Source organism: Streptomyces radiopugnans, assembly GCF_900110735.1.
In the GTDB taxonomy this organism is placed as follows: Bacteria; Actinomycetota; Actinomycetes; order Streptomycetales; family Streptomycetaceae; genus Streptomyces; species Streptomyces radiopugnans.
Window position 1 is genome coordinate 147,878 of sequence record NZ_FOET01000006.1, and the last position, 20,821, is coordinate 168,698.

Consider the following 20,821-nt stretch of genomic DNA (forward strand, 5'->3'; position numbering starts at 1 on the left):
CGGGGATCCGGTGTCGGCTTCGCGCGGCCGGTGACCTTCTGGGCACCGGCACCGCATCCGAACGCCTGCACGGCGCGCTGCCCGCCCTGGCCGTCGTGACGGCCGCCGCGGGACTCGGCCGGATCAGCGGCGCCCTGGCCTCCTACGCCGACGGGCGGATCACCCCGCGGCTGACGACCGAGGCGGACATCGCGCTGGTGGCCGCCGTATGCCGCGTGGAGGCCTCCGCGTACGGCGAGGACGGGTTCGCCGACCGGCAGGAGGCCGCCGAGGTCGGAGTCACCCGTACCCGGCTGATGGTGCAGGACGGCCAGCGGTTCATGGCCGCCCTCATCCGCATGACCGCCGCCGGCGGCGTCATCACCGCCCTGCACCCGATGATGCTGCCCCTGCTCCTGCTGGCCGTGATCCCCGCCGGCGTCGGCGCCGTGCTGTCCGCCCGCGTCGACTACGAGACCCACTACCTCAACGTCGGCGACCGCAACGTGCGCTCCATGATGCGCTGGTGGGCCAGCTACTCCCGCTACGGCTACGAGGTCCGCGCCAACGGCATGACCGGCTACCTCGTCCACTGGTACCGCGCCCTGTCGGACCGGATCGACCAGCGCACCCTGACCGCCGCGCCCCGCATGCTGCGCATCACCCTGGCCACCAGCGCCCTGGGCGGCGCGTTCCTGCTGGGCACCTGGGCCACCCTCGCCTGGCCGGCCACCACCGGACGGGTGGCCCTGCCCGTCGCCGCCACCGCGGTCGTCGCCGTCCAGACCACCCTGGCCGCGCTCTCCCAGTTCGTCATCCACGGCGCCGCGATGTTCCACACCTCGCTCTACCTGGCCGACATGCACTCCTTCCTCGACCTGGCCGCCGACCGCGCACCCCGGCGCGGCCAGACGGCCATCCCCGACCGGGTGGAGGAGATCCGGTTGGAGGAGGTCCGCTACCAGTACCCCGGAAAGGACGAGCCGGCCGTCGCCGGCGTCTCCCTCACCCTGCGCCGCGGCGAGATCCTGGCCATCGTCGGCGAGAACGGCTCGGGCAAGTCCACCCTGGCCAAGCTCATCACCGGCATCCTCCTGCCCGACAAGGGCCGCGTCCTGTGGGACGGCACCGACCTCGCCGCCGCCGACCCCGACGCGGTGTGGAAGCGCACCGCCCTCGTCCCGCAGAACTTCGCCTGCTGGCCCCTGCGCACCCGCGAGAACATCACCCTCGGCCAGCCGAGGGCATACGACGACGCCCCCGTGTGGGGAGGCCGTCGACGCCGTCGGCATGCGCGAGACGGTCGAGAAACTGCCCCGGCAACTCGACACCCTCCTGGCCAAGGAGCTGTGGGGCGGCACCGAACTGTCCGGCGGCCAGTGGCAGCGCCTGGCCTGCGGCAGGGCGCTGTACCGGCAGACCCCCCTGCTGATCCTGGACGAACCGACCTCCCAGATGGACGCGCGCGGCGAACACCAGATCTTCCTGGAGATCAAACGCATCGCCGCCGAGCGCATGACCATCGTCGTCACCCACCAACTGGAGAACACCCGCCTGGCCGACCGCATCATCGTCATGAGCGAGGGACGCGTGATCGAGCAGGGCGGATACGAGGAACTGGCCGACGCGGGCGGCCTGTTCGCCGAACTCGTCGCCCTGTCCAAGGACCGGTGAGGAACGCGGCGACCCCAACCTGGCCTCCGCCGGACCACCGCGGCCAGGGAAGCAGACGCCACCGCTGCCCTGGCCGCAGCCACGAGAGAAGGTCCTCCGGTTCCGGGTGCCCGGCGCCGGGTGCGGCGGCCGCGCGCCCGCCCCGCGGCATGGCGGGCGCGCGCACCGCGGAGCGCGGAACTGTGGTGTCCCACCACATACGCCCGCGACCTGCGCTTTCCTACGGTGTGGCGGCACGTTCCGTCCCATCCAGCTGCCCGGAAGTGGTGCCCATGGCCTCCCCTCCCCCGACCCCGGCGACTCCCGGCTCCCTCAAGCGCGTCGTCACAGCGTCCCTGATCGGCACCACCATCGAGTGGTACGACTTCTTCCTCTACGGATCCGCCGCCGCGCTCGTCTTCGACAAGCTGTTCTTCCCCGAGTCCGACCCGCTGGTCGGTACGCTGCTGGCCTTCCTGACGTATGCGGTCGGCTTCGTCGCCCGCCCCGTCGGCGCGCTGGTCTTCGGCCACTACGGCGACCGGCTCGGCCGCAAGAAGCTGCTGGTGATCAGCCTGCTGATGATGGGCGGCGCGACCTTCGCGATCGGGCTGCTGCCCACCCACGCCCAGCTCGGCTCCACGGCGGCCGTCCTGCTGACCTTGCTGCGGCTGGTGCAGGGCTTCGCGCTCGGCGGCGAGTGGGGCGGTGCGGTGCTGCTGGTGTCGGAGCACGGCGACGCGCGCCGGCGCGGCTTCTGGGCGTCCTGGCCGCAGACCGGCGCTCCGGCGGGCCAGTTGCTGGCCACCGCCGTACTGGCGGTGCTGACGGCGGTGCTGACGGAGGAGGCGTTCGTCTCCTGGGGCTGGCGCGTGCCGTTCCTGCTCTCCGGGGCGCTGGTGCTGGTCGGCCTGTGGATCCGGCTGTCGGTCGACGAGTCGCCGGTCTTCAAGGCCGCGCTGGCGAAGGCCGAGGCGCGCAGGACCGCCGGGAACGCCGGGGCCGCGGCGGCGAAGGCGGAGGCCATGCCGCTGCTGGCCGTGCTGCGCCACCACTGGCGCGACGTGCTGATCGCGATGGGCGCCAGGATGGCGGAGAACATCAGCTACTACGTCATCACCGCCTTCGTCCTGGTCTACGGCACCAAGCACCTGGACATGGACAAGCAGACCGTGCTCAACGCGGTGCTGGTCGCCTCCGCCGTCCACTTCGCGGCGATCCCGGTGTGGGGCGCGCTGTCGGACCGGTGGGGCCGCAAGCCCGTCTATCTGCTGGGCGCCGCCGGGGTGGGGCTGTGGGCGTTCCCGTTCTTCTGGCTGATCGACACCGAGTCCTTCGGCGCGGTGCTGCTGGCGGTGACGGTCGGGCTCGTCCTCCACGGCGCGATGTACGCACCGCAGGCGGCGTTCTTCTCCGAGTTGTTCGCGACCCGGGTGCGCTACTCCGGGGCCTCGATCGGCGCACAGTTCTCGTCGGTCGCCGCCGGCGCCCCGGCCCCGCTGATCGCCACCGCCCTGCTGGCGGACTTCGGCGGCTCGACGCCGGTGGCGCTGTACGTGATCGCCGCCGCGCTGCTCACACTGCTCGCGGTCGGGGTGGCCAAGGAGACCCGGATGCGGGATCTGGAGCGGATCGGCGAGCCCGAGGAACCGGGGAAGCCCGAGGAGCCGGGGAGTTCCGGCATCGCCGCGGCCCCACGCGGCGTCTCCTCCGTGGACGGCCGCTGACGGCCGCTGAGCGCCGTCGCCCGCCGACCGCCCCTCCCCCGGGCGGTCAGCGGGCGACGGCGGCGGACATCCGGTGCAGCCGCAGTGCGAGTTGCACCTCCAGGGCCCTCTCCGGGCACTGCCAGTCGCTTCCCAGCAGCCGTCCGACCCGCTCCAGCCGCTGGGCCACGGTGTTGACGTGGACGTGGAGCACGTCCTTGGTCCGGGCCGGGCTGGAGCCGGAGGCGAAGTAAGCCTCCAGGGTGCCCACCAGATCCGTGCCGCGGCGCTCGTCGTACTCCAGGAGCGGGCCGAGGGTGCGGCGGACGAAGCCTTCGATGTCCCGGCCGTCGGCCAGCAGCAGCCCGAGGAAGCCCAGGTCCCCGGCCGCCGCGCCCTCGCCGAGGCGGCCCAGCAGCCGCAGGGTGTCCAGGCAGCGGCGGGCCTCGTCGCAGGCGGCGGCTACCGCCGCCGGATCGGCTGCGGGCGCGGGTACCGGCGGGGAGGCCCCGACGGTGACGGGGGCGTGGACGGCCGCGCCGAGTTGGGCGGCGACCTGCCGGGCCGTGCCTCCGGGATCCCCCGGCTCCCTGGGGTCCCCTGGGGCCGCGCACCCTCCGGAGGCCTCCCCGCCGGCCAGCGGCAGCAGCAGGACGGTGCCGCCCTCGCGGGCGGCGGCCAGTCCGTGCCGGGTGGCGGCCAGGTGGGAGGCGGCCGACCACAGCCGCTGCCGGTCGGTGGTCTCCCTCCGTCCCGTGCCGCCGTCGGTGTCCAGCCGGGCGGCCAGGACGACGTGCGGGACGTCGAGGTCGGCTCCGAGCCGGGCGGCGCGCTCGCGCAGCAGCCGGGGGTCGCGGTCGGCGGCGTCCAGCAGGTCGTCCAGGAGTTCGCCGCGCACCCTCTGCTCGGCCTCGCCCGCCGAGCGGCGGGCGAGCAGCAGCAGCGAGGTGACCATGGCGGCGCGTTCGAGGGTGCGCTGGTCCGTGGGGTCGAGTTCGCGGTGGCCGCGCAGCACCAGCGCGCCCAGCAGTTCGCCGCCCGCGGAGACGGCCGCCACCCAGGCGTCGCCGTCGCGCACCGCGTGGCCGTCGCGGCGGGAGCGCTCGACGGCCCGGGCGGGCGCGCTCCCGCCCCCTTCGGAGATCTCCGCGAACTCCACACCGCCGTCGAGGACTTCGGAGACGGCGGCGGCCACGTCGCCCACGCCTCCGCCGCGCAGGACCAGTTCGGTGAGCCGGTCGTGGACTTCCGAGGAGCGTTCGATGGCGGCGCTCCGGTCGCGGATGATGGCGTTGGCGGCCTCCAGTTCGGCCATCGCCTCGCGGGTCTCGGCCAGCAGCCGGGCGGTGTCGATGGCGACGGCCGCGTGGGCGGCGAAGGAGGCCAGCAACGCGACCTGCTCGCGGTCGAAGACGCGGGGGCGGCGGTCGGCCGCGAAGAGCACGCCGATCACCTCGCGGCCGAGCATCAGCGGCACCCCGAGGATCGCCACCAGGCCCTCGTCGCTGACTCCGGAGTCGATGTTGCGGGTGTGCAGGAAGCGCTCGTCGCGCATGTAGTCGTCGGTGACGTAGGGGCGGGCGGTCTGGGCGACCAGTCCGCCCAGCCCCTCCCCCATGCCCAGGCGGAGCTGCTGGAAGCGTGCGGAGACCGATCCCTCGGTGACGCGCATGTAGGTGTCGCCGGCCTCGGGGTCGTTGATGGTCATGTAGGCGACCTCGGTTCCCAGCAGGGAGCGGGCGCGCTGGACGATGGCGCGCAGCACGTCGTCCAGCTCCCGCACCCCCGCCAGGTCGTGCGCGGTGGCGAACAGCGCCGTCAGCTCCGCCTCGCGCCTGCGGCGCCCCTCCAGTTCGGAGCGCACCCGCAGGGCGAGCAGCCGGGCGCGGTCCGCCGCGGGGGAGCCGTCCGGCCGACCGAGCCGCTCGTACTCCTCGGCGGGCGCACCGCGGGCGAGGAGTTCCAGGAACGCCAGGGGCACGGATTCGGCGGCCGGTCGGGCGGCGGGCTCGGCGGCGGGTCGGGCTGCGGGCTCGGCGGTGGGCTCGGCGGCGTGGTGCTCGGACATGGGCACAGGGATACCTGCCGGTGGTACGGGCGCGCCAGGGTCGGTGCGCGGGCGTGTGCGCCGGGCGCGCCGGGAGTGCGGGTCGGTTGCGCCAGGGGTGCGCCGGGCGTGCGGGTCAGTGCGCCGTCCAGCCGCCGTCCATCACCAGGGACGCGCCGGTGACGAAGGACGCCTGCGGGCCGCAGAGGTAGGCGACGGCCTCGGCGACCTCCTCCGGTTCGATCAGCCGCTTGACGGCGGCGTCGGCGAGCATGACCTCGGAGACCACGCGGTCGGCGGGTATGCCGTGCGCCTCGGACTGATCGGCGATCTGCCGCTCCACCAGCGGGGTGCGCACATAGGCGGGGTTGACGCAGTTGGACGTGACGCCGTGCGCGGCCCCCTCCAGGGCGACGACCTTGGACAGCCCCTCCAGCCCGTGCTTGGCGCTGACGTACGCGGACTTGTAGGCGGAGGCGCGCAGCCCGTGGACCGAGGAGATGTTGACGATCCGTCCCCAGCCCCGGCCGTACATGTGCGGCAGGGCGCCGCGCACCAGCCGGAAGGGTGCCTCCAGCATCACCGTCAGCACGGTGCGGAAGACGTCCGGCGGGAAGTCCTGTATGGGGCGGACCAGTTGGAGGCCGGCGTTGTTGACCAGCACATCGGTTCCGGTGGCGGCCCGCTCGGCGGCGTCGAGGTCGGTGAGGTCGAGGTGGACCTGCTTCAGGGCGCCGGGCAGACCCTCCGCCCGCTCGGCCAGCCTCCGCAGTCCCTCGGCGTCCCGGTCCACCGCGCGGACCTCGGCGCCCGCGGCGGCCAGCCGCAGGGCGCAGGCCCTGCCGATGCCTCCGGCCGCGCCGGTGACCAGGGCGGTGCGCCCGGCGAGGTCGAGCGGCACGGCCGTGGCGCTCGGAGCCGGGCCGGAGGCGGGGGCGGAGGACGGGGGGACGGTACGCGGGGTTCGCGGCGCGGTCATGGCCAGCACCCTAGGCAGCGGCCGCTTCCCCACCGATGTGCGTCGCACCCATACTTCACTCCCCCGTGGTGGTCTGGAACCACGTGGGTCCGTCGCTCCCCGCCCGCTCGATGCGCGTCAGCGCGAACTCCTCCAGCGGGGGCAGCTCGTCCGGGCCGAACCACCCCACCTCCAGGGACTCCTCGTCGTTGACCCGCGCCCGGCCGCCCACCGCGCGGCAGCGGAAGGACATGTCCACGAACTGGCAGACGTCGCCGTTGGGGTAGCGGACCGGGGCCAGCGTCTGCACCAGCACCAGCCGCTCGGGCACGGCCCGCACCGCGGTCTCCTCGTACACCTCGCGCACCACGGCGTCGGCGGGCTGCTCGCCGGGCTCGGGGATGCCTCCGATGATCGACCAGTGGCCGGTGTCGGCCCGCCGTACGAGCAGGACGCGGCCCTCGTCGTCGAAGACGACGGCGCTGGTGCCGGGCAGGAAGAGCAGTTGCCGCCCCACGCCGGTGCGCAGCTCGCGGATGAAGTCGGGAGTCGCCATACCGCGAGCGTACGGACCCCTCGCCGCCGGCCGCGGGCGGCCTCGCGGGTACGGGCGGACCCGTTGCCGCCGGAACGTATCCCGGTGTCGGCCCCAGGGGCTACGGTGTCCCCCACGTCACGGCCCGCGGCGGGCGCCCGGAAGACCTCCGGGCCCGGCGCGGCGGCCGTATGTCTCGGGGGGTCGCAGACGATGGCTTCACCGGCGCTCGGATCACTGTCCGCCGCACCGGAGCGAAGCGGCGTGCCGGATGTCGCCGGTGCCGCGGTGCTGGGCTGCTGCGCCGGCTGGGTGCTGCTGTGCGCGGCCGGGCGGGACGCCCGGCCGGAGGGGGTGCTGCTGGCGGTGCTGGCGGTCGCCGCCGGGTACGCCTGCGGGCGGATCGGGGGTTCCCTGCTTCCGGTCGCCGCGCCCGCCGGGGCGGCTCTGGCCGGGCTGGTCTCGCTTCTGCTCTCCCCCGTCTTCCCGCTGCCGGATCCGTCGGCCACCGTGCCGGCCGGCCGGGCGGGCGCCGAGGCGGCGCTGGCGGTGCTCACGGCGGGCGCGGCGTGCTGCGCCGCGTGGGCGGCCGGGAGCGCGCGGGCGCGGCGGCTGCTGCACACACTGGTCCTGGCGGCCGCGGCGGCGGCGCTGGCGACCGGCTCGCCCGCCGGGTGCGCCGCGGCGCTCGGGGTGCTGCTGTGCTCGCTGGCCGCGGGCCGGACACGCCGCAGACTGCCGGCGCTGGCCGTTCTGGCGGCGGCCGCCGCGGCCGTGGCGGGCGCCGTCTGGGCGGTGGCCGGCGGCTCGCTGCCGGCGGCGCTGGAGAGGCCGCTCCAGGAGCCGCTCACCTCGCAGCGGATCGTGCTGTGGCGGGAGGCCCTGGCGCTCGCGGCGGAGCATCCGGTGCGCGGCGCGGGGCCCGACCGGTTCGGCGCGCTGAACCGGGCCGCCGAGCAGGGTGCCGCCCCGGACGGCAAGCCGCACTCGGCGCCGCTGCAGGCCGCGGCCGAGCAGGGGGTGCCCGGTGTGCTGCTGCTGGGGGCCGCCTTCGGCTGGGTACTGCTCGCGCTGTACCGGTCGCCGCGCCCGACGCCGGTGGTGCTGGCGGCGGGCGCGGCGCTCACGGGGCTGGCCGCGGTGGCGAGCGTGGGCAACGCGCTGAGCTTCAACCAGATCACCATGGGCGCGGGGCTGCTGGTGGGGCTGGCGACCGCCGGGGAGGGCGGGGAGGTCCCGTAGCGGACCGCGGGGGCGAACGGAGCGCGGCGGGCCCGGCGGGGACGCGGGCGCTCGGCCTGTCCGCTCGGCCTGTCCGGCTCAGCCGGTCCGTACGGCGCGGTCCGCCACCAGCAGCCGCCCCTCGGCGTAACCGCGTGCGGGGCCGGGCAGTTCGGTGGGCCTGCCGCTGTGGAGGACGGTCAGACCGCCGGTGGGGGGCGCCGTCGGGTCCGGTTCCGCGCCGATGCGCCGCAGCGCCTGGGCGGCGACCGCGGCGGCCGAGCCGTACAGCACCGGATCGGGGGCCGGCGGGGAGCCGACGGCGGCGCGGATGCGCTCGGCGACCAGTTCGTAGTGGGTGCAGCCCAGCACCACCGACCGCACCGCGCGCGGGGTGAGGGCGGCGGCCGCGGCGACGGCGGCGTCGACGGCGGCCTCGTCCCCCTTCTCCACGGCGTCGGCCAGCCCGTGGCAGGGCACCTCGGTGATCTCGGCCCCGTTGCCGAACCGGGCGATGAGGCGGCGCTGGTAGGGGCTGCCGGTGGTGGCGGGGGTGGCCCAGACGGCCAGGGGCCCGCCCGCGGCGGCGGCCGGCTTGACGGCGGGCACCGTGCCGACCACCGGCACCGCGGGCTCGAGCTCGGCGCGCAACACCTCCAGGGCGTGCACGGAGGCGGTGTTGCAGGCGACGATCAGTGCGTCGGGCCCGTACGCGGCGGCCGCCCGCGCGCAGTCCAGGGCGCGGGCGGTGATGTCCTCGGCGGTCCGCGGCCCCCAGGGCATGCTGTCGGGGGCGGACGACAGGACGAGGTCGGCGTCGGGTCTCGCACGCCGCACCGCGGCCGCGGCGGCCAGCAACCCGATCCCGGAGTCCAGAAGCGCGATTCTCACGGACCACAGCGTACGGGCACGGGCGGGCGCGGCGCCCATCGGACGGCCCGGCCGGCGCCGTGCGCGCGGCCACCCGGGGGAGGTCACTTGCGGCCGGGCGTCCACTGCATGCCCCAGCCGTAGGCCTGGTCCACCGTCCGCTGCGGGCTCACCCCGCGTTCGGGCACCAGGAAGCGCGACTCGCGCTGGACGACGAGGTCGCCTCCCTGGTTGGTGATCAGCGCCAGGCCGCAGACGGTGGAGGGAAGGGTGCACTCGTCGAGGGAGAAGTCGACGGGCGCGCCGTGCTGCGGGGTGAGCGTCACCGTGGCGTGGAGTCCGGCGAAGCTGCGGGCGCCCTCGTAGATCGTGACGAAGATCAGGACACGCCGGAACCTCTCCTTGTGGTCGAGGTTGACCGTGAGGTTCTCGCCGGTCTCCACGGCGCCGGTGCGGTCGTCGCCGTCGAGGTGGATGTACGGCGGACGGTGCAGTGCCCCGAAGGCGTTGCCGAGGGCCTGGACGACCCCCTTGCTGCCGTCGGTGAGCTCGTACAGGGCGCACAGGTCCAGGTCGAGGTCCGCGTGCATCGCCATGGCCCGGCCCAGCTTGCTCCCCCAGCCCCTGGACTGCTTGCGCGTCTGCCAGTTGAGGTTGACCCGCATCGTGCCGGAGGTGCCGCCCTGCTTGGCGAGGGAGACGGTGGGGGCCTCCTTGGTCAGGGTGACCTTGCTCAGCCGCACCGGCTGCGGCGCGGGCCGCGGCGGCGCGGCGGCGACGGGGGCCGCCGGCACGGGGGCCGCGGGGGCGGAGCGGGACGGCGGCGCCTGCGGCTCGTCGACGGTGATCCCGAAGTCGGTGGCGAGGCCGGCCAGTCCGCTGTCGTAGCCCTGCCCGACGGCCCGGAACTTCCAGGCGCCCTGCCTGCGGTAGAGCTCGCCGAGGACGAAGGCGGTCTCGACGGTGGCGTCCCGGCTGTCGAACCGGGCGAGTTCGGCCCCGCTGCCGGCGTCGAGCACCCGTATGCACAGCCCCGGCACCCGGCCGAAGTCCCCGCCGTCCGCGGAGGCGGCGACGACGACCTTCTCGACGGCGGGCTCGAGGCGGGCGAGGTCCACGGCGAGGGTGTCGGTCACGGCACCGCCCGCGGGGCGCTTGCCCTCGTGGCGCACGGCGCCCGAGGCGTGCCGCGCCTGGTTGTAGAAGACGAGGTCGCCGTCCGAGCGGACCCTGCCCGAGGAGGCCAGCAGCAGTGCCGAGGCGTCCACGTCCGGCACCCCCGGCCCGGTGCGCCATCCCACCTCGACCCGGACCGAGTCCGCGGGAACCGGGACGTTGGCGCCTTTGAGCATGGTCATGCTTCCCCCTCCGTGCCGGGCCGTCCGCGCCCTCCGCGTTCCGCCGGGCCACCAAACCTATTGCAGCGGGCCGCCTGCCGGGACGTGCGGGAACCGGTTTTCCCCCGCCGGGCATCCCCGTCGGCCTCCGCCGGCCCGCTCCCCGGTCCTCTCACCCCCGGGCAGGCGGGATGACCGTTTTCTTCTCCTTTGGCCACAGCCGCGGCCGATGACCGCGGAGAACCCGTCAAATGACCTTCTTTTCGCTCTCCCCAACCAGCACATCGTGGGCTTAACTTATGAGTATGACGTCCCCCCGCAGCACCTACGGCGGTGGCTACTACAGCGCGCCGTCCTTCGCTGACACCCCGATCTACGACAGCCTGGTCGCCGAGCGGGGCACCCCTCAGATCGCACCCATACGCGTTCCGGCCTCCCCGTACGAGACCTCGGACCATCTGCCCGCCCTCCCGGCCGCGCTGCCCGCGCTGCCCTCGGGGCCCTCCTACCAGTCGCAGCCGGCCCGGGGCTACCCGGCCCCGGCCTACCCGCAGCCCGCGCCGGTCCAGCAGCCCGCGCCGCTGCAGCAGGCGCCCGCGCCGTACATCCCGCAGCAGGCCACCGCGCCGCGCGGCGGGTACGGCTACCCGCAGCAGCCGCAGCCGCAGCAGATGCGTCCGGTCGCCGCCCGCCCGGCGCCCGCCCAGAGCCCGTACCCCGGCTCGTACGAGGAGCCCTACGGCCACTCGTACCAGGGGCGCGGTTACTGACCCGCCGACTGTCCGACCCGGGTGGCAGGATGGGCGCATGACCACGTCCACACTGGCCGCGCTCAACGTCTACCCGGTGAAGTCGTTCGCGGGCGCCGGCACCGCCCGTGCCGTCGTGGAGCCATGGGGACTGTCGGGGGACCGGCGCTGGATGGCGGCCGGTCCCGACGGCGCACCGCTCACCCAGCGCGGGCACCCGCGCCTCGCACTGGCCGCCGCCGAGCCACTGCCCGGCGGCGGCCTGCGGCTGTCCGCTCCCGGAATGCCTCCGCTGACCGTCGAGGTGCCGGATCCGGCCTCGGGCACCGAGGTGTTCGAGGTGTGGCGCACCAAGGTGGAGGCGGTGCCCGCGTCCGGTGAGGCGCACGGCTGGCTGACGGAGTATCTGGGGACGGACGCGCGGCTGGTCCACATGGACGCGCCCGAGCACCGGCGTCCGGTCACCTCCTCGCACGGCCGCCCCGGCGAAACGGTGAGCCTCGCCGACTCGTTCCCGGTGCTGCTCACCACGGTGTCGTCGCTGGACGCCCTCAATCTGCTGATAGAGCAGGGGGATCACCCGGACGAGGGTCCGCTGCCGATGGACCGCTTCCGGCCCAACGTGGTCGTCGAGGGCACCGCGCCCTGGTCCGAGGACGGCTGGCGCCGCATCCGGATCGGCGAGGTGTCCTTCCGGGTGGCCAAGCCCTGCGGCCGCTGCGTGGTGACCACGACCGACCAGGCCACGGCCGAGCGGGGCAAGGAGCCGCTGCGCACCCTGGCCAGGCACCGCCGCTCCGGCGACCGGCTGCTGTTCGGGCAGCTCCTCGTTCCCGAGAACACCGGCACCCTGCGCACGGGAGACCTCTTGGAGGTCCTGGACTGACGGGCTCGGGTGGCACGGCGGGGCCGGATGAGGCCCCGCACGCGCGGGGTCCCCACCGGGCGCCGTTCGTCCTGCTCGCCGTCAAGCAGGTCGTGCGGCCCCGCCGTGCCACCTGGCGGTCCGGGAGAGGAGCGCCGCTCCACGCCCCGCTCCCGGGTGCGCACCGCCCGATCGGGCGGCCCCTCCCGGCGCCGGCGGCCACGGGGCGATCGGCCCGGGCAGGGCCCGGGCGCCGCCGGGCGGCCGGGAGCCTTTCCGAGGGCGTCCCCATGGAACGGAACACGGAGGCTGCGCCGCACCGGCTCGCCCATGGGCGGCCGGACGGCGAAGGCGCACCGCCACGTTAGGCAACGGGAGGTTGCGGGAACGTTGCGCCCCGGCTGCGCGGGGCGCCCGCCCCCCGCGGGCGTCCGATCCCGTACGCGTCGCGCAGGGCTTCCAGCCGTGCGCCGGGCACCGCCCCGGCCTCCGGGGGCAGCGCGCCGACCAGGGCCTCCCATGCCTGGAGGTCGTCCTCCCCCCAGGGGGTGCGCACCCAGGTGTCCAGCAGTTCCGGATCCCGGCGGGCGAGCAGCGCCCGCCGCAGCCTGTCCTCCAGCTGCCGCCGCATCCGCACCACCCCGGGCGCCTCGGACAGCGGCAGCAGCGGACCGCGGTAGGCGGCCAGCGCGGTGGACGGGTCGCCGGCGTCCAGGGCCTCGGCGACCGTGTCGCGGTCGGTGCGCACCCGGGCGGTCAGACGGTACGGGCGGGAGGCCAGCAGCGGGCCCAGCACCCCGCGCAGCCGGGACAGTTCGGCGCGCAGGGTGACGGGGCTGACGTCGCGTTCGCCGTACAGCTCCAGGGCGAGCCGGCCGCCGGAGAGCCCCTCGGGGTGGGAGGCGAGCAGCAGCACGATCTCGCTGTGCCGCGCCCCCAGCCGTACCGGCGCCTCGGACCGGCCGGTGTGGAGCAGGGCGCCGTCGCGGCCCAGGACCTCCAGGAGGCGGACCGGGGCGGCGGCCGGGAACAGGGCGGCGAGCTGGGCCTCGGCAGCCCGGGCGGTGGCCTGGACGAGGGCGAGGCTGTGCGGTGAGGCGAGGTGGTCGCCGCCGGTGATGTCCACGACGCCCAGCACCCGGCGGGTGCGCGGATCGCGGACGGGGGCCGCGGCGCAGGTCCAGGGCTGGGCGGGACGGCAGTAGTGCTCGGCGGCGAAGATCTGCACCGGGTGTCCGAGGGCGAGCGCGGTGCCGGGGGCGTTGGTCCCGGCGTGGGACTCGGACCAGCGGGCGCCGGGGACGAAGTTCACCCGCTCCGCGCGCCGCCTGACCTCCGCGTGGCCCTCCACCCACAGAATCCGGCCCTGCTCGTCGCAGACCGACAGCAGGTGGGCGCCCTCCTCGGCGATGCCTCCCAGCAGCTCCCGGAACAGCGGCATGACCCGGCCCAGGAGGTGCTCCCGGCGGTGGGCGTCGAGGTCGTCGTCGACGAGGTCCACGGGGGCCACCTGGTCCGCTCCGACCGACGCCCTGGCCGAGCGCTGCCAGGAGTCGGCTATCAGTCGGCGCACGGGCGCGCCGACCGCTCCCCCGGCCAGGAACGCCTCGTGGGCGCGGCGCACCGCCCCGGACCGTTCGGCCGGGTCCGCACCCGCCTCCAGCGCCAGCCATTGTCTGAACACGCCGCCATCGTGCTGCCGGGGAGGGCGCCGCGGCAACCGGACGGCGGACGCGGAGTGTCGCGCGGGCGCCCGTCACGGCGCGCGGCCTGCGCCCGGGCGGTGCGCACGGGTGTGGCCGACCGCGCGGAGGGGACACGGGGCACAGGCGCCGCGTGTCCCGGAGGGCCCCGAAGCCTCCGAGGGCCGGCCGGGCGGCGGCCCGAGTGACAGCCCGAGCCACGACCGAGCCACGACCGGAGGTTCCATGCAGACGCACCCCCCTCTCACCGACCGCGAGTGCGCCGAGCTGGACGCGCACTGGCGTGCCCTGAACTACCTGGCCGCTGGCCAGCTCTACCTCCGGGGCAATCCGCTGCTGCGCGAGGAGTTGCGGCCCGAACACATCAAGCCGCGGCTGCTGGGCCACTGGGGCACCTGTCCGGGCCTGGGGCTGGTCTACACCCACCTGAACCGGGTGATCGACGCCCGCGACCTTGACGTGCTGTGCGTGTGGGGACCGGGCCACGGCGCGCCCGCGGTGCTGGCGGGGAGCTGGCTGGAGGGCACCTTCGGGGAGTTCTGGCCCGGCATGGGACGCGACGAGGCGGGGATGGCGCGGCTGTTCGAACGGTTCTCCTCCCCCGGCGGGCTGCCCAGTCACACCTCCCCGGTGGTGCCCGGCTCGATCCAGGAGGGCGGGGAACTGGGCCACTCCCTGTCCCACGCCTACGGGGCCGCCCTGGACAACCCGGACCTGGTGGCCGTCTGCGTCGTCGGGGACGGCGAGGCGGAGACGGGGCCGCTGGCCGCCTCCTGGCACTCGAACAAGTTCCTGGACCCGGTGCACGACGGCGCGGTGCTCCCCGTCCTGCACCTCAACGGCTACAAGATCGCCAACCCGACCGTCCTGTCCCGCATCCCCCACGAGGAGCTGGACGCCCTGCTGCGCGGCTACGGCCACGAGCCGCTGTACGTGACGGCCGCACCGGACACCCCGCCCGCCGAGGTCCACCGCGCCCTGGCCGCCGCCATGGACACGGCGCTGGAGGAGATCGCCGCGATCCGGCGGGCGGCACGCGAGGAGGGGGCGACCGGGCGGCCCCGCTGGCCGGCGATCGTGCTGCGCACCCCCAAGGGCTGGACCGGTCCGCGGGAGGTGGACGGCGACCCGGTGGAGGACACCTGGCGCTCCCACCAGATCCCGGTGAAGGACGTGCGCGACGATCCCGGCCGGCTGCGCGCGCTGGAGCGGTGGCTGCGCTCGTACCGGCCCGAGGAGCTGTTCGACGGCTCCGGCCGCCCCCTGCCCGGGGTACTGGCGCACGTACCGCGCGGGGAGCGGCGGCTGGGGGCCTCGAAGCACGCCGACGGCGGCAGGCTGCGGCGGCCGCTGCCGCTGCGCGGCCCGGAGGCCTTCGCGGTGCCGGTGGACCGGCCCGGCGCCTCCTCGCACGAGCCGACCCGGGTGCTGGGCGGGATGCTGCGGCGGATCTTCGAGGACACCGCGCAGCGGCGCGACTTCCGGCTGACGGCCCCGGACGAGGCCGAGTCCAACCACCTCCAGGACGTCCTGGAGGCCACATCCCGCGCCTGGCAGGGCGCCTCGCTGGAGACGGACCGGAACCTCGGCGGCGGCGGCCGGGTGATGGAGGTGCTCTCCGAGCACCTGTGCCAGGGCTGGCTGGAGGGCTACACCCTCACCGGGCGGCACGGGCTGTTCACCTCCTACGAGGGGTTCTCCACCATCGTGGCGAGCATGGTCACCCAGCACGCCAAGTGGCTGCAGAGCGCCCGCGAGGTGCCCTGGCGGGCTCCCGTCCCGAGCCTGAACTACCTGCTGACCTCGCATGTGTGGCGCCAGGACCACAACGGCTTCTCCCACCAGGACCCCGGCTTCGTCGACCACGTCCTCACCAAGAGTCCCGAGGTGGTGCGCGCCTACTTCCCCCCGGACGCCAACACCCTGCTGTGCGTGGCCGACCACGTGCTGCGGACGACGGACACGGTGAACGTGGTCGTCGCCGGCAAGCAGCCCTGCTTCGACTGGCTCACGCCGGAGCAGGCCCGCGACCACTGCGAGCGCGGCGCCGGGGTGTGGGAGTGGGCCGGGACCGAGCGGCCGGGACGGGAGCCGGACGTGGTGCTGGCCTGTGCCGGGGACGTGCCCACCCAGGAGGCGCTGGCCGCGGCCTCGCTGCTGCGCGAGCACCTGCCCGAGCTGGCGCTGCGGGTGGTGAACGTCGTGGACATCGCCCGGCTGATGCCCGCCTCGCGGCATCCGCACGGTCTGCCGGACGCGGAGTTCGAAGCGGTGTTCACCCGTGACCGGCCGGTGGTGTTCGCCTACCACGGCTATCCGTGGCTGGTCCACCGGATCGCCCACCGGCCGGGCCTCCACGACCGGCTGCACGTGCGCGGCTACCGGGAGAGCGGGGCGACCACCACCCCGTTCGACATGGTGGTCCGCAACGACCTGGACCGCTACCGGCTGGTCATGGACGTGATCGACCGGGCGCCGGGGTTCGCGGAGCGGGCCGGGGGGCTGCGCGGGTCGGCGCGGGACGCGCGTGAGCGGCACCACGGCTGGATCCGCGAGCACGGCACCGACCTGCCCGAGGTCGCCGACTGGCGCTGGCCGGGCTGACGGGCCGGGCCGGACGGGCCGGTCGGTCGGGTGGCGGTCAGGCCGCGGTCAGGCGGCGGTGGGGACGAGCACCACGGGGCAGTGGGCGTGGTGCAGCACCGCGTGGGTGACCGGGCCCAGGCGCATGCCGAAGAGGCGGTGGCGACGGTGCGCGGCCAGGACGACCAGATCGGCGGCGGAGCTGGCCTCGACCAGCGCGTGGCCGGGCCCGGCGTACACCGTTTCGACCCGGGCGTCGACGTTCGGGTACGCCTCGCGCAGCCCGGCGACGGCGTCCAGCGGCACGCTCTCCTCGTAGCGGGCCTGCTCCTCGGCGATCTCCTCCAGCATCCGGGTCGGCGGCGGCACCATGACACCGGGGTAGACCGGCAGCTCCCAGGCGTGCAGGACGAGCAGTGCCGCCGCCCGCCGCTCGGCCTCCTCGAAGCCGTAGCGCGCCGCGTCGGTGTCCGTCCCGTACTCCACGCCGACGACCACGGCGTGCCGGGGGCGCTCGTTGTCGCCGCGCACGACCATCAGGGGTCCCTCGATGTGCGCCGCCACCCGCAGGCTCACCGAGCCCAGCAGCAGCCCGGTGAAACCGCCGTGGCCGCGGGTGCCGACCACGGTCAGCGCGGCCCGGCGCCCGGCACGCACCAGCGCGGCGACGGCGTTCTCGTCCACCGCCGACGGCATCACCTCCAGCCCCGGGGCGCTCTCCCGGGCCCGTTCCGCGGCCGCCTCGGCGATGTGCCGGGACTGCCGGGCCAGCGCCCGCCGGTGCTCCTCGTCGGCCGGGCGGGCCCTCGCGGACGCGTCCGTGCCCTCGGCCGCACCCCCGGCCGCATCGGTCCCCTCGTCCTCCCGGGCGGCGCCGGGCGCGAGCCGGTGGGTGGGCGCGCCGCACAGGACCTGCAGGGGCGCGCCCCGCAGCACGGCCTCCTCCACCGCCCGGTCCAGGGCGCGCAGGGAGTGGCGCGAGCCGTCGACGCCGACCACGACGGGGAGCTGGGCGGAGCGGTTCACTGTCCTCACGTCTCCGTGGGCGGGCGGTCCTCGCGGACCGCGGCGGGCGGGTGTGCAGACCCAGTCCCCCGCCACGGGCGGATCAGACCCGCCGTGTGCCCCGGAGGACGCCGTGCCGGACCGGGGGCGCCCGGGTCTCCTTCCCGCCCCCTCCGTTCACCCCTTCCGGGCCCGTTGAGCGGCTGTGCAGTGCGCTCCGGTGCCGATAAGCTCGGTCGTGGAAGAGAAACGGCGTCACCGGGTTTCCCGGCCTTCGACCTGCCCGGAGCCGTGCCGTCGTCCTCTCCCCGTCCACCCGCTCCCGTGCGAGACCGGGCAGGCGGCGACCGGCGACGGCAAGGGGGGTGAGCGATCGTGCGAGCGATCGCCGGGCTGTGGCGGTGGCGGGGCAACCCGCTGTGCCGGACCACCGACCGTGTGGAGGGCTGGCTGGCGCTGGCCGCCGTCCTGCTGATGACCCTGGCCACCCCCGCCGTCGCGCTGTGGGGCACCCGGACCGCGCACGAGACGCTGATGGGCGTCGTACGCGAGCAGCAGCGGCAGCGGCACCAGGTGTGGGCGACGGTGGCCCAGAGCACTCCGCCCGTGGCCGACAGCCCCGAGGCCGAGTCCGGTCACCGGGTGAACGCCACCTGGACGGCGGCCGACGGCCGCACCCACTCGGGCACGGTCGTCACCGGCCGCCCGACCGAGCCCGGTGACCGGCTGCGCGTGTGGGTGGATGCCCGCGGGGAGATCGCCGCACGTCCGATGGACGCCGCCGCCGCGTCCTCGCACGCCGCCCTGGCCGGATTCGGTACGGCGGTGGCCGCGGCCGGTCTGGTGGAGACCGTACGGCGGCTGCTGGTACGGCGGTTGATGGCCCGGCGCTACGCGCGCTGGGAGGAGGAGTGGGCCCGGGTGGGCCCCGACTGGGGGCGCGCCGGACGGTCGAACTGACCCTGATCCGGCCCGAATCCGGCCCGAATCCGGCCAGGACAGACACGCGGAGGCCCCGCCTCCGCCGTGGCGGGCGGACCGGTCATCCCATCGGTCCGGCACACGCTACGGTGGTGCATCCGGATGCGCGCGGCAGCGCGATCGAGGTTCGCACGAGGTTTGGGGCAAGGCGGTCCATGGCACAGGGCTTGGTCCAGGTGACGCACACCAGCTCGTCGCGGTGGCGGCGCCGCACGGGAGACTACGCCACCATCTCCGCCGCCCTCTCCGCCGCCGGCGACGGCGACGTGCTGACCGTCGCCCCCGGCACCTACCGCGAGAACCTGGTGATCGAACGCGCCGTCACCCTGCGCGGCCCCGAGCGCTCCGACGGCGGCTCGGTGCGTCTGGCCCCCGCCGACGGGGTGGCGCTGACCGTACGCGCCGCCGCGGTCGTGCGCGACCTGCAGATCGAGGGCCAGGACGCCGCGGCGCCCGCGCTGCTGATCGAGGACTGCGTCGCCGAGTTGTCCGGGCTGCGGGTGGTGACGCGGTCGGCCTCCGGCATCGAGGTGCGCTCCGGGGCCAGGCCGACCCTGCGCCGCTGCACGGTGGACAACCCGGCCGGGGTGGGCATCGGCGTCGGCGGGGGCGCGGGCGGGCTGTTCGAGGAGTGCGAGGTGGTCGCGGCGGGGCAGTCGGGCATCGCGGTGCACGAGGGCGCCCACCCCCGGCTGGAGCGCTGCCGGGTTCACCACGCCTCGGGCGCGGGACTCTCGCTGTCCGGGGAGGGCAGCGCGGTGGACGCCGTGGGCTGCGAGGTGTACGAGATCAAGGGCGCGGGGGTGCGGGTCGCCTCCCGGGCGGTCGGGAACCTCACCGAGTGCCGGGTGCACCGCACCTCCGCCGACGGCGTCACCCTGGACACCGACGCGGTGCTCACCCTCGCCGACTGCGAGATCCACGACATCCCGGAGAACGCGGTCGACCTGCGCTCGCGCTCGGTGCTGACGCTGACCCGCTCCACGGTGCGCCGCTTCGGCCGCAACGGCCTGTCGGTGTGGGATCCGGGCACCCGTGTGGACGCCAACGGGTGCGAGATCCAGGAGAGCACGGGCGACTACCCGGCGGTGTGGGTCAGCGACGGCGCCTCGGCGCTGCTGGACTCCTGCCGGGTCCACGACGTGCCGGACGCGTTGTTCGTCCTGGACCGGGGCTCGCGGGCAGACGTCCTCGACAGCGATCTGGCGCAGGTGCGCAACACGGCGGTGTCGGTGAGCGACGGCGGGACGGTCCAGCTGGACGACTGCCGTATCCGGGAGGCCGCCACCGGCGCCTGGTTCCGCGACCACGGCAGTGGCGGCACCCTGGCCAACTGCACGGTCGACGCCGTCGGGACGGGTGTGATCGTCACCAAGGGCGCCGATCCGGAGATCGACCGCTGCACCGTGACCGATCCGGCGGAGGCGGGTTTCTACGTCTCCGCCGAGGGCCGCGGCACCTTCTCGAACTGCCGGGTGGCCGGCTCCCGCGGCTACGGCTTCCACGTGATCGACGGCTGCCGCACCACGCTGCGCCGCTGCCGCACCGAGCGCTGCGCGCGCGGGGGCTACGAGTTCGCCGACGGAGGGCCCCTCGTCGAGGACTGCACCAGCGACCAGAGTTCCGCGCCGGTCGCCTCCGAGCCCGGGCCGCCGCTCCCCCCGGTCCCCCCGGCCGTCCAGACCGCGGGCCTGCTGGGCGGCATACCCCAGCAGTCGGCGGCCGCGGCGCCTGCCGCCTCGCCCGCCCCCTCGTCCCCGCACGGCGGGGTCTCCTCCGGTGAGGCCTCCGGCGGACCGGCGAAGGAGGCACGGCCGGCGAAGGAGGTGCTGGGCGAACTCGACGCGCTGGTGGGCCTGGAGAGCGTCAAGCGGGAGGTGCGGGCCCTCATCGACATGATCGAGGTGGGCCGCAGACGCCGCGAGGCCGGTCTCAAGGCGGCCTCCGCACGCAGGCATCTGGTGTTCACCGGGTCCCCCGGCACCGGCAAGACCACGGTCGCCCGGCTCTACGGGGAGATCCTGCACTCCCTCGGGGTGCTGGAGCGCGGCCACCTGGTGGAGGTCTCCCGGGTGGACCTGGTCGGCGAGCACATCGGCTCGACGGCGATCCGCACCCAGGAGGCGTTCGACCGGGCGCGCGGCGGCGTGCTGTTCATCGACGAGGCGTACGCCCTCTCACCCGAGGACTCGGGCCGGGACTTCGGCCGGGAGGCGATCGACACCCTGGTGAAGCTGATGGAGGACCACCGCGACGAGGTGGTCGTCATCGTCGCCGGCTACACCGCGGAGATGAAGCGCTTCCTGGAGGTCAACCCCGGTGTCGCCTCCCGCTTCTCACGGACCATCACCTTCGGCGACTACACGCCCGAGGAACTGCTGCGGATCGTGGGGCAGCAGGCCGAGGAGCACGAGTACCAGCTCGCCGAGGGCACGGCCGACGCGCTGCTGGGGTACTTCGCCGAGCTGCCCAAGGGGCCGACGTTCGGCAACGGCCGCACCGCGCGGCAGACCTTCGAGGCCATGGTCGAGCGGCACGCGGGCCGGGTCGCCCAGCTCGACGACCCGGACACCGACGACCTGACGCTGCTCCACCCCGAGGACCTGCCGCAGGGGCCGCGGCACTGAAC

General features: G+C 75.4%; 14 protein-coding genes and 1 pseudogene. 8 read left to right on the plus strand and 7 right to left on the minus strand.

From position 1 onward, the window contains the following. Nucleotides 1–20 precede the first annotated feature (20 nt). Both BMY40_RS14445 and BMY40_RS14450 read left to right on the plus strand, forming a co-directional pair. Nucleotides 21–1,653: pseudogene (locus BMY40_RS14445) on the plus strand (ATP-binding cassette domain-containing protein); the annotation flags it as partial. A gap of 272 nt (nt 1,654–1,925) precedes the next feature. Next, nucleotides 1,926–3,359, plus strand: coding sequence for an MFS transporter (locus BMY40_RS14450; RefSeq protein WP_093659444.1), 1,434 nt, complete (start codon nt 1,926–1,928; stop codon nt 3,357–3,359). Nucleotides 3,360–3,405: 46 nt separating this feature from the next. Here the strand turns inward: BMY40_RS14450 and BMY40_RS14455 are convergent, their stop codons facing one another. The 3 genes from BMY40_RS14455 to BMY40_RS14465 form a co-directional block, all read right to left on the minus strand. Continuing rightward, complete coding sequence (locus tag BMY40_RS14455) at nt 3,406–5,406, minus strand: helix-turn-helix domain-containing protein (RefSeq protein WP_093659446.1); 2,001 nt, start codon at nt 5,404–5,406, stop codon at nt 3,406–3,408. A 115-nt stretch (nt 5,407–5,521) separates the two neighbouring features. After that, nucleotides 5,522–6,364 (minus strand): 3-hydroxybutyrate dehydrogenase, encoded by an 843-nt coding sequence (locus BMY40_RS14460; protein ID WP_093659581.1) that lies wholly within the window; start codon nt 6,362–6,364, stop codon nt 5,522–5,524. 55 nt (nt 6,365–6,419) lie between these two features. Continuing rightward, nucleotides 6,420–6,899 (minus strand): NUDIX hydrolase, encoded by a 480-nt coding sequence (locus tag BMY40_RS14465; RefSeq protein ID WP_093659448.1) that lies wholly within the window; start codon nt 6,897–6,899, stop codon nt 6,420–6,422. A gap of 243 nt (nt 6,900–7,142) precedes the next feature. Here BMY40_RS14465 and BMY40_RS14470 point away from each other — a divergent pair, with 243 nt between their 5' ends. After that, nucleotides 7,143–8,120, plus strand: a complete 978-nt coding sequence (locus tag BMY40_RS14470) for an O-antigen ligase family protein (protein WP_245770087.1) — start codon at nt 7,143–7,145, stop codon at nt 8,118–8,120. 78 nt (nt 8,121–8,198) lie between these two features. Here the strand turns inward: BMY40_RS14470 and BMY40_RS14475 are convergent, their stop codons facing one another. Both BMY40_RS14475 and BMY40_RS14480 read right to left on the minus strand, forming a co-directional pair. After that, a complete protein-coding gene (locus BMY40_RS14475) occupies nt 8,199–8,990 on the minus strand; it encodes a glutamate racemase (RefSeq protein ID WP_177214008.1) in 792 nt (263 codons plus the stop codon). Nucleotides 8,991–9,073: 83 nt separating this feature from the next. After that, nucleotides 9,074–10,321 (minus strand): TerD domain-containing protein, encoded by a 1,248-nt coding sequence (locus tag BMY40_RS14480; protein WP_093659585.1) that lies wholly within the window; start codon nt 10,319–10,321, stop codon nt 9,074–9,076. A gap of 290 nt (nt 10,322–10,611) precedes the next feature. Here BMY40_RS14480 and BMY40_RS14485 point away from each other — a divergent pair, with 290 nt between their 5' ends. After that, nucleotides 10,612–11,076: a DUF6643 family protein gene (locus tag BMY40_RS14485; protein WP_093659452.1), complete on the plus strand. Its 465-nt coding sequence runs from the start codon at nt 10,612–10,614 to the stop codon at nt 11,074–11,076. A 37-nt stretch (nt 11,077–11,113) separates the two neighbouring features. After that, nucleotides 11,114–11,941: an MOSC domain-containing protein gene (locus tag BMY40_RS14490; RefSeq protein ID WP_093659454.1), complete on the plus strand. Its 828-nt coding sequence runs from the start codon at nt 11,114–11,116 to the stop codon at nt 11,939–11,941. Nucleotides 11,942–12,284: 343 nt separating this feature from the next. Here the strand turns inward: BMY40_RS14490 and BMY40_RS14495 are convergent, their stop codons facing one another. Next, the gene (locus BMY40_RS14495) at nt 12,285–13,604 is read right to left on the minus strand and encodes a GAF domain-containing protein (RefSeq protein ID WP_093659456.1); all 1,320 of its coding nucleotides are present in this window, start codon (nt 13,602–13,604) and stop codon (nt 12,285–12,287) included. A gap of 244 nt (nt 13,605–13,848) precedes the next feature. Between BMY40_RS14495 and BMY40_RS14500 the strand changes: the two genes are divergently transcribed. Continuing rightward, on the plus strand, nt 13,849–16,227 hold the full coding sequence (locus tag BMY40_RS14500) for a phosphoketolase family protein (RefSeq protein ID WP_093659458.1): 2,379 nt from the start codon (nt 13,849–13,851) through the stop codon (nt 16,225–16,227). A 48-nt stretch (nt 16,228–16,275) separates the two neighbouring features. On the opposite strand, the gene BMY40_RS14505 is transcribed toward BMY40_RS14500, so the two are convergent. Continuing rightward, entirely contained in the window at nt 16,276–17,241 is a 966-nt protein-coding gene (locus BMY40_RS14505; protein WP_093659460.1) for a universal stress protein, read from the minus strand. Nucleotides 17,242–17,586: 345 nt separating this feature from the next. Between BMY40_RS14505 and BMY40_RS14510 the strand changes: the two genes are divergently transcribed. Together BMY40_RS14510 and BMY40_RS14515 are read left to right on the plus strand one after the other, a co-directional pair. Further along, a complete protein-coding gene (locus BMY40_RS14510; RefSeq protein WP_093659462.1) occupies nt 17,587–18,171 on the plus strand; it encodes an Rv1733c family protein in 585 nt (194 codons plus the stop codon). Between the two features lie 176 nt (nt 18,172–18,347). Beyond that, nucleotides 18,348–20,819, plus strand: a complete 2,472-nt coding sequence (locus BMY40_RS14515; protein WP_093659464.1) for a right-handed parallel beta-helix repeat-containing protein — start codon at nt 18,348–18,350, stop codon at nt 20,817–20,819. Nucleotides 20,820–20,821: the final 2 nt, after the last annotated feature.

Excerpts from the sequence above, each read along its gene's own strand:
- BMY40_RS14500 (WP_093659458.1), top strand. The coding sequence starts at position 13,849 with ATGCAGACGCACCCCCCTCTCACCGACCGCGAGTGCGCCGAGCTGGAC.
- BMY40_RS14480 (WP_093659585.1), bottom strand. The coding sequence starts at position 10,321 with ATGCTCAAAGGCGCCAACGTCCCGGTTCCCGCGGACTCGGTCCGGGTC.
- BMY40_RS14460 (WP_093659581.1), bottom strand. The coding sequence starts at position 6,364 with ATGACCGCGCCGCGAACCCCGCGTACCGTCCCCCCGTCCTCCGCCCCC.
- BMY40_RS14455 (WP_093659446.1), bottom strand. The coding sequence starts at position 5,406 with ATGTCCGAGCACCACGCCGCCGAGCCCACCGCCGAGCCCGCAGCCCGA.
- BMY40_RS14465 (WP_093659448.1), bottom strand. The coding sequence starts at position 6,899 with ATGGCGACTCCCGACTTCATCCGCGAGCTGCGCACCGGCGTGGGGCGG.
- BMY40_RS14485 (WP_093659452.1), top strand. The coding sequence starts at position 10,612 with ATGACGTCCCCCCGCAGCACCTACGGCGGTGGCTACTACAGCGCGCCG.
- BMY40_RS14450 (WP_093659444.1), top strand. The coding sequence starts at position 1,926 with ATGGCCTCCCCTCCCCCGACCCCGGCGACTCCCGGCTCCCTCAAGCGC.
- BMY40_RS14490 (WP_093659454.1), top strand. The coding sequence starts at position 11,114 with ATGACCACGTCCACACTGGCCGCGCTCAACGTCTACCCGGTGAAGTCG.
- BMY40_RS14515 (WP_093659464.1), top strand. The coding sequence starts at position 18,348 with ATGGCACAGGGCTTGGTCCAGGTGACGCACACCAGCTCGTCGCGGTGG.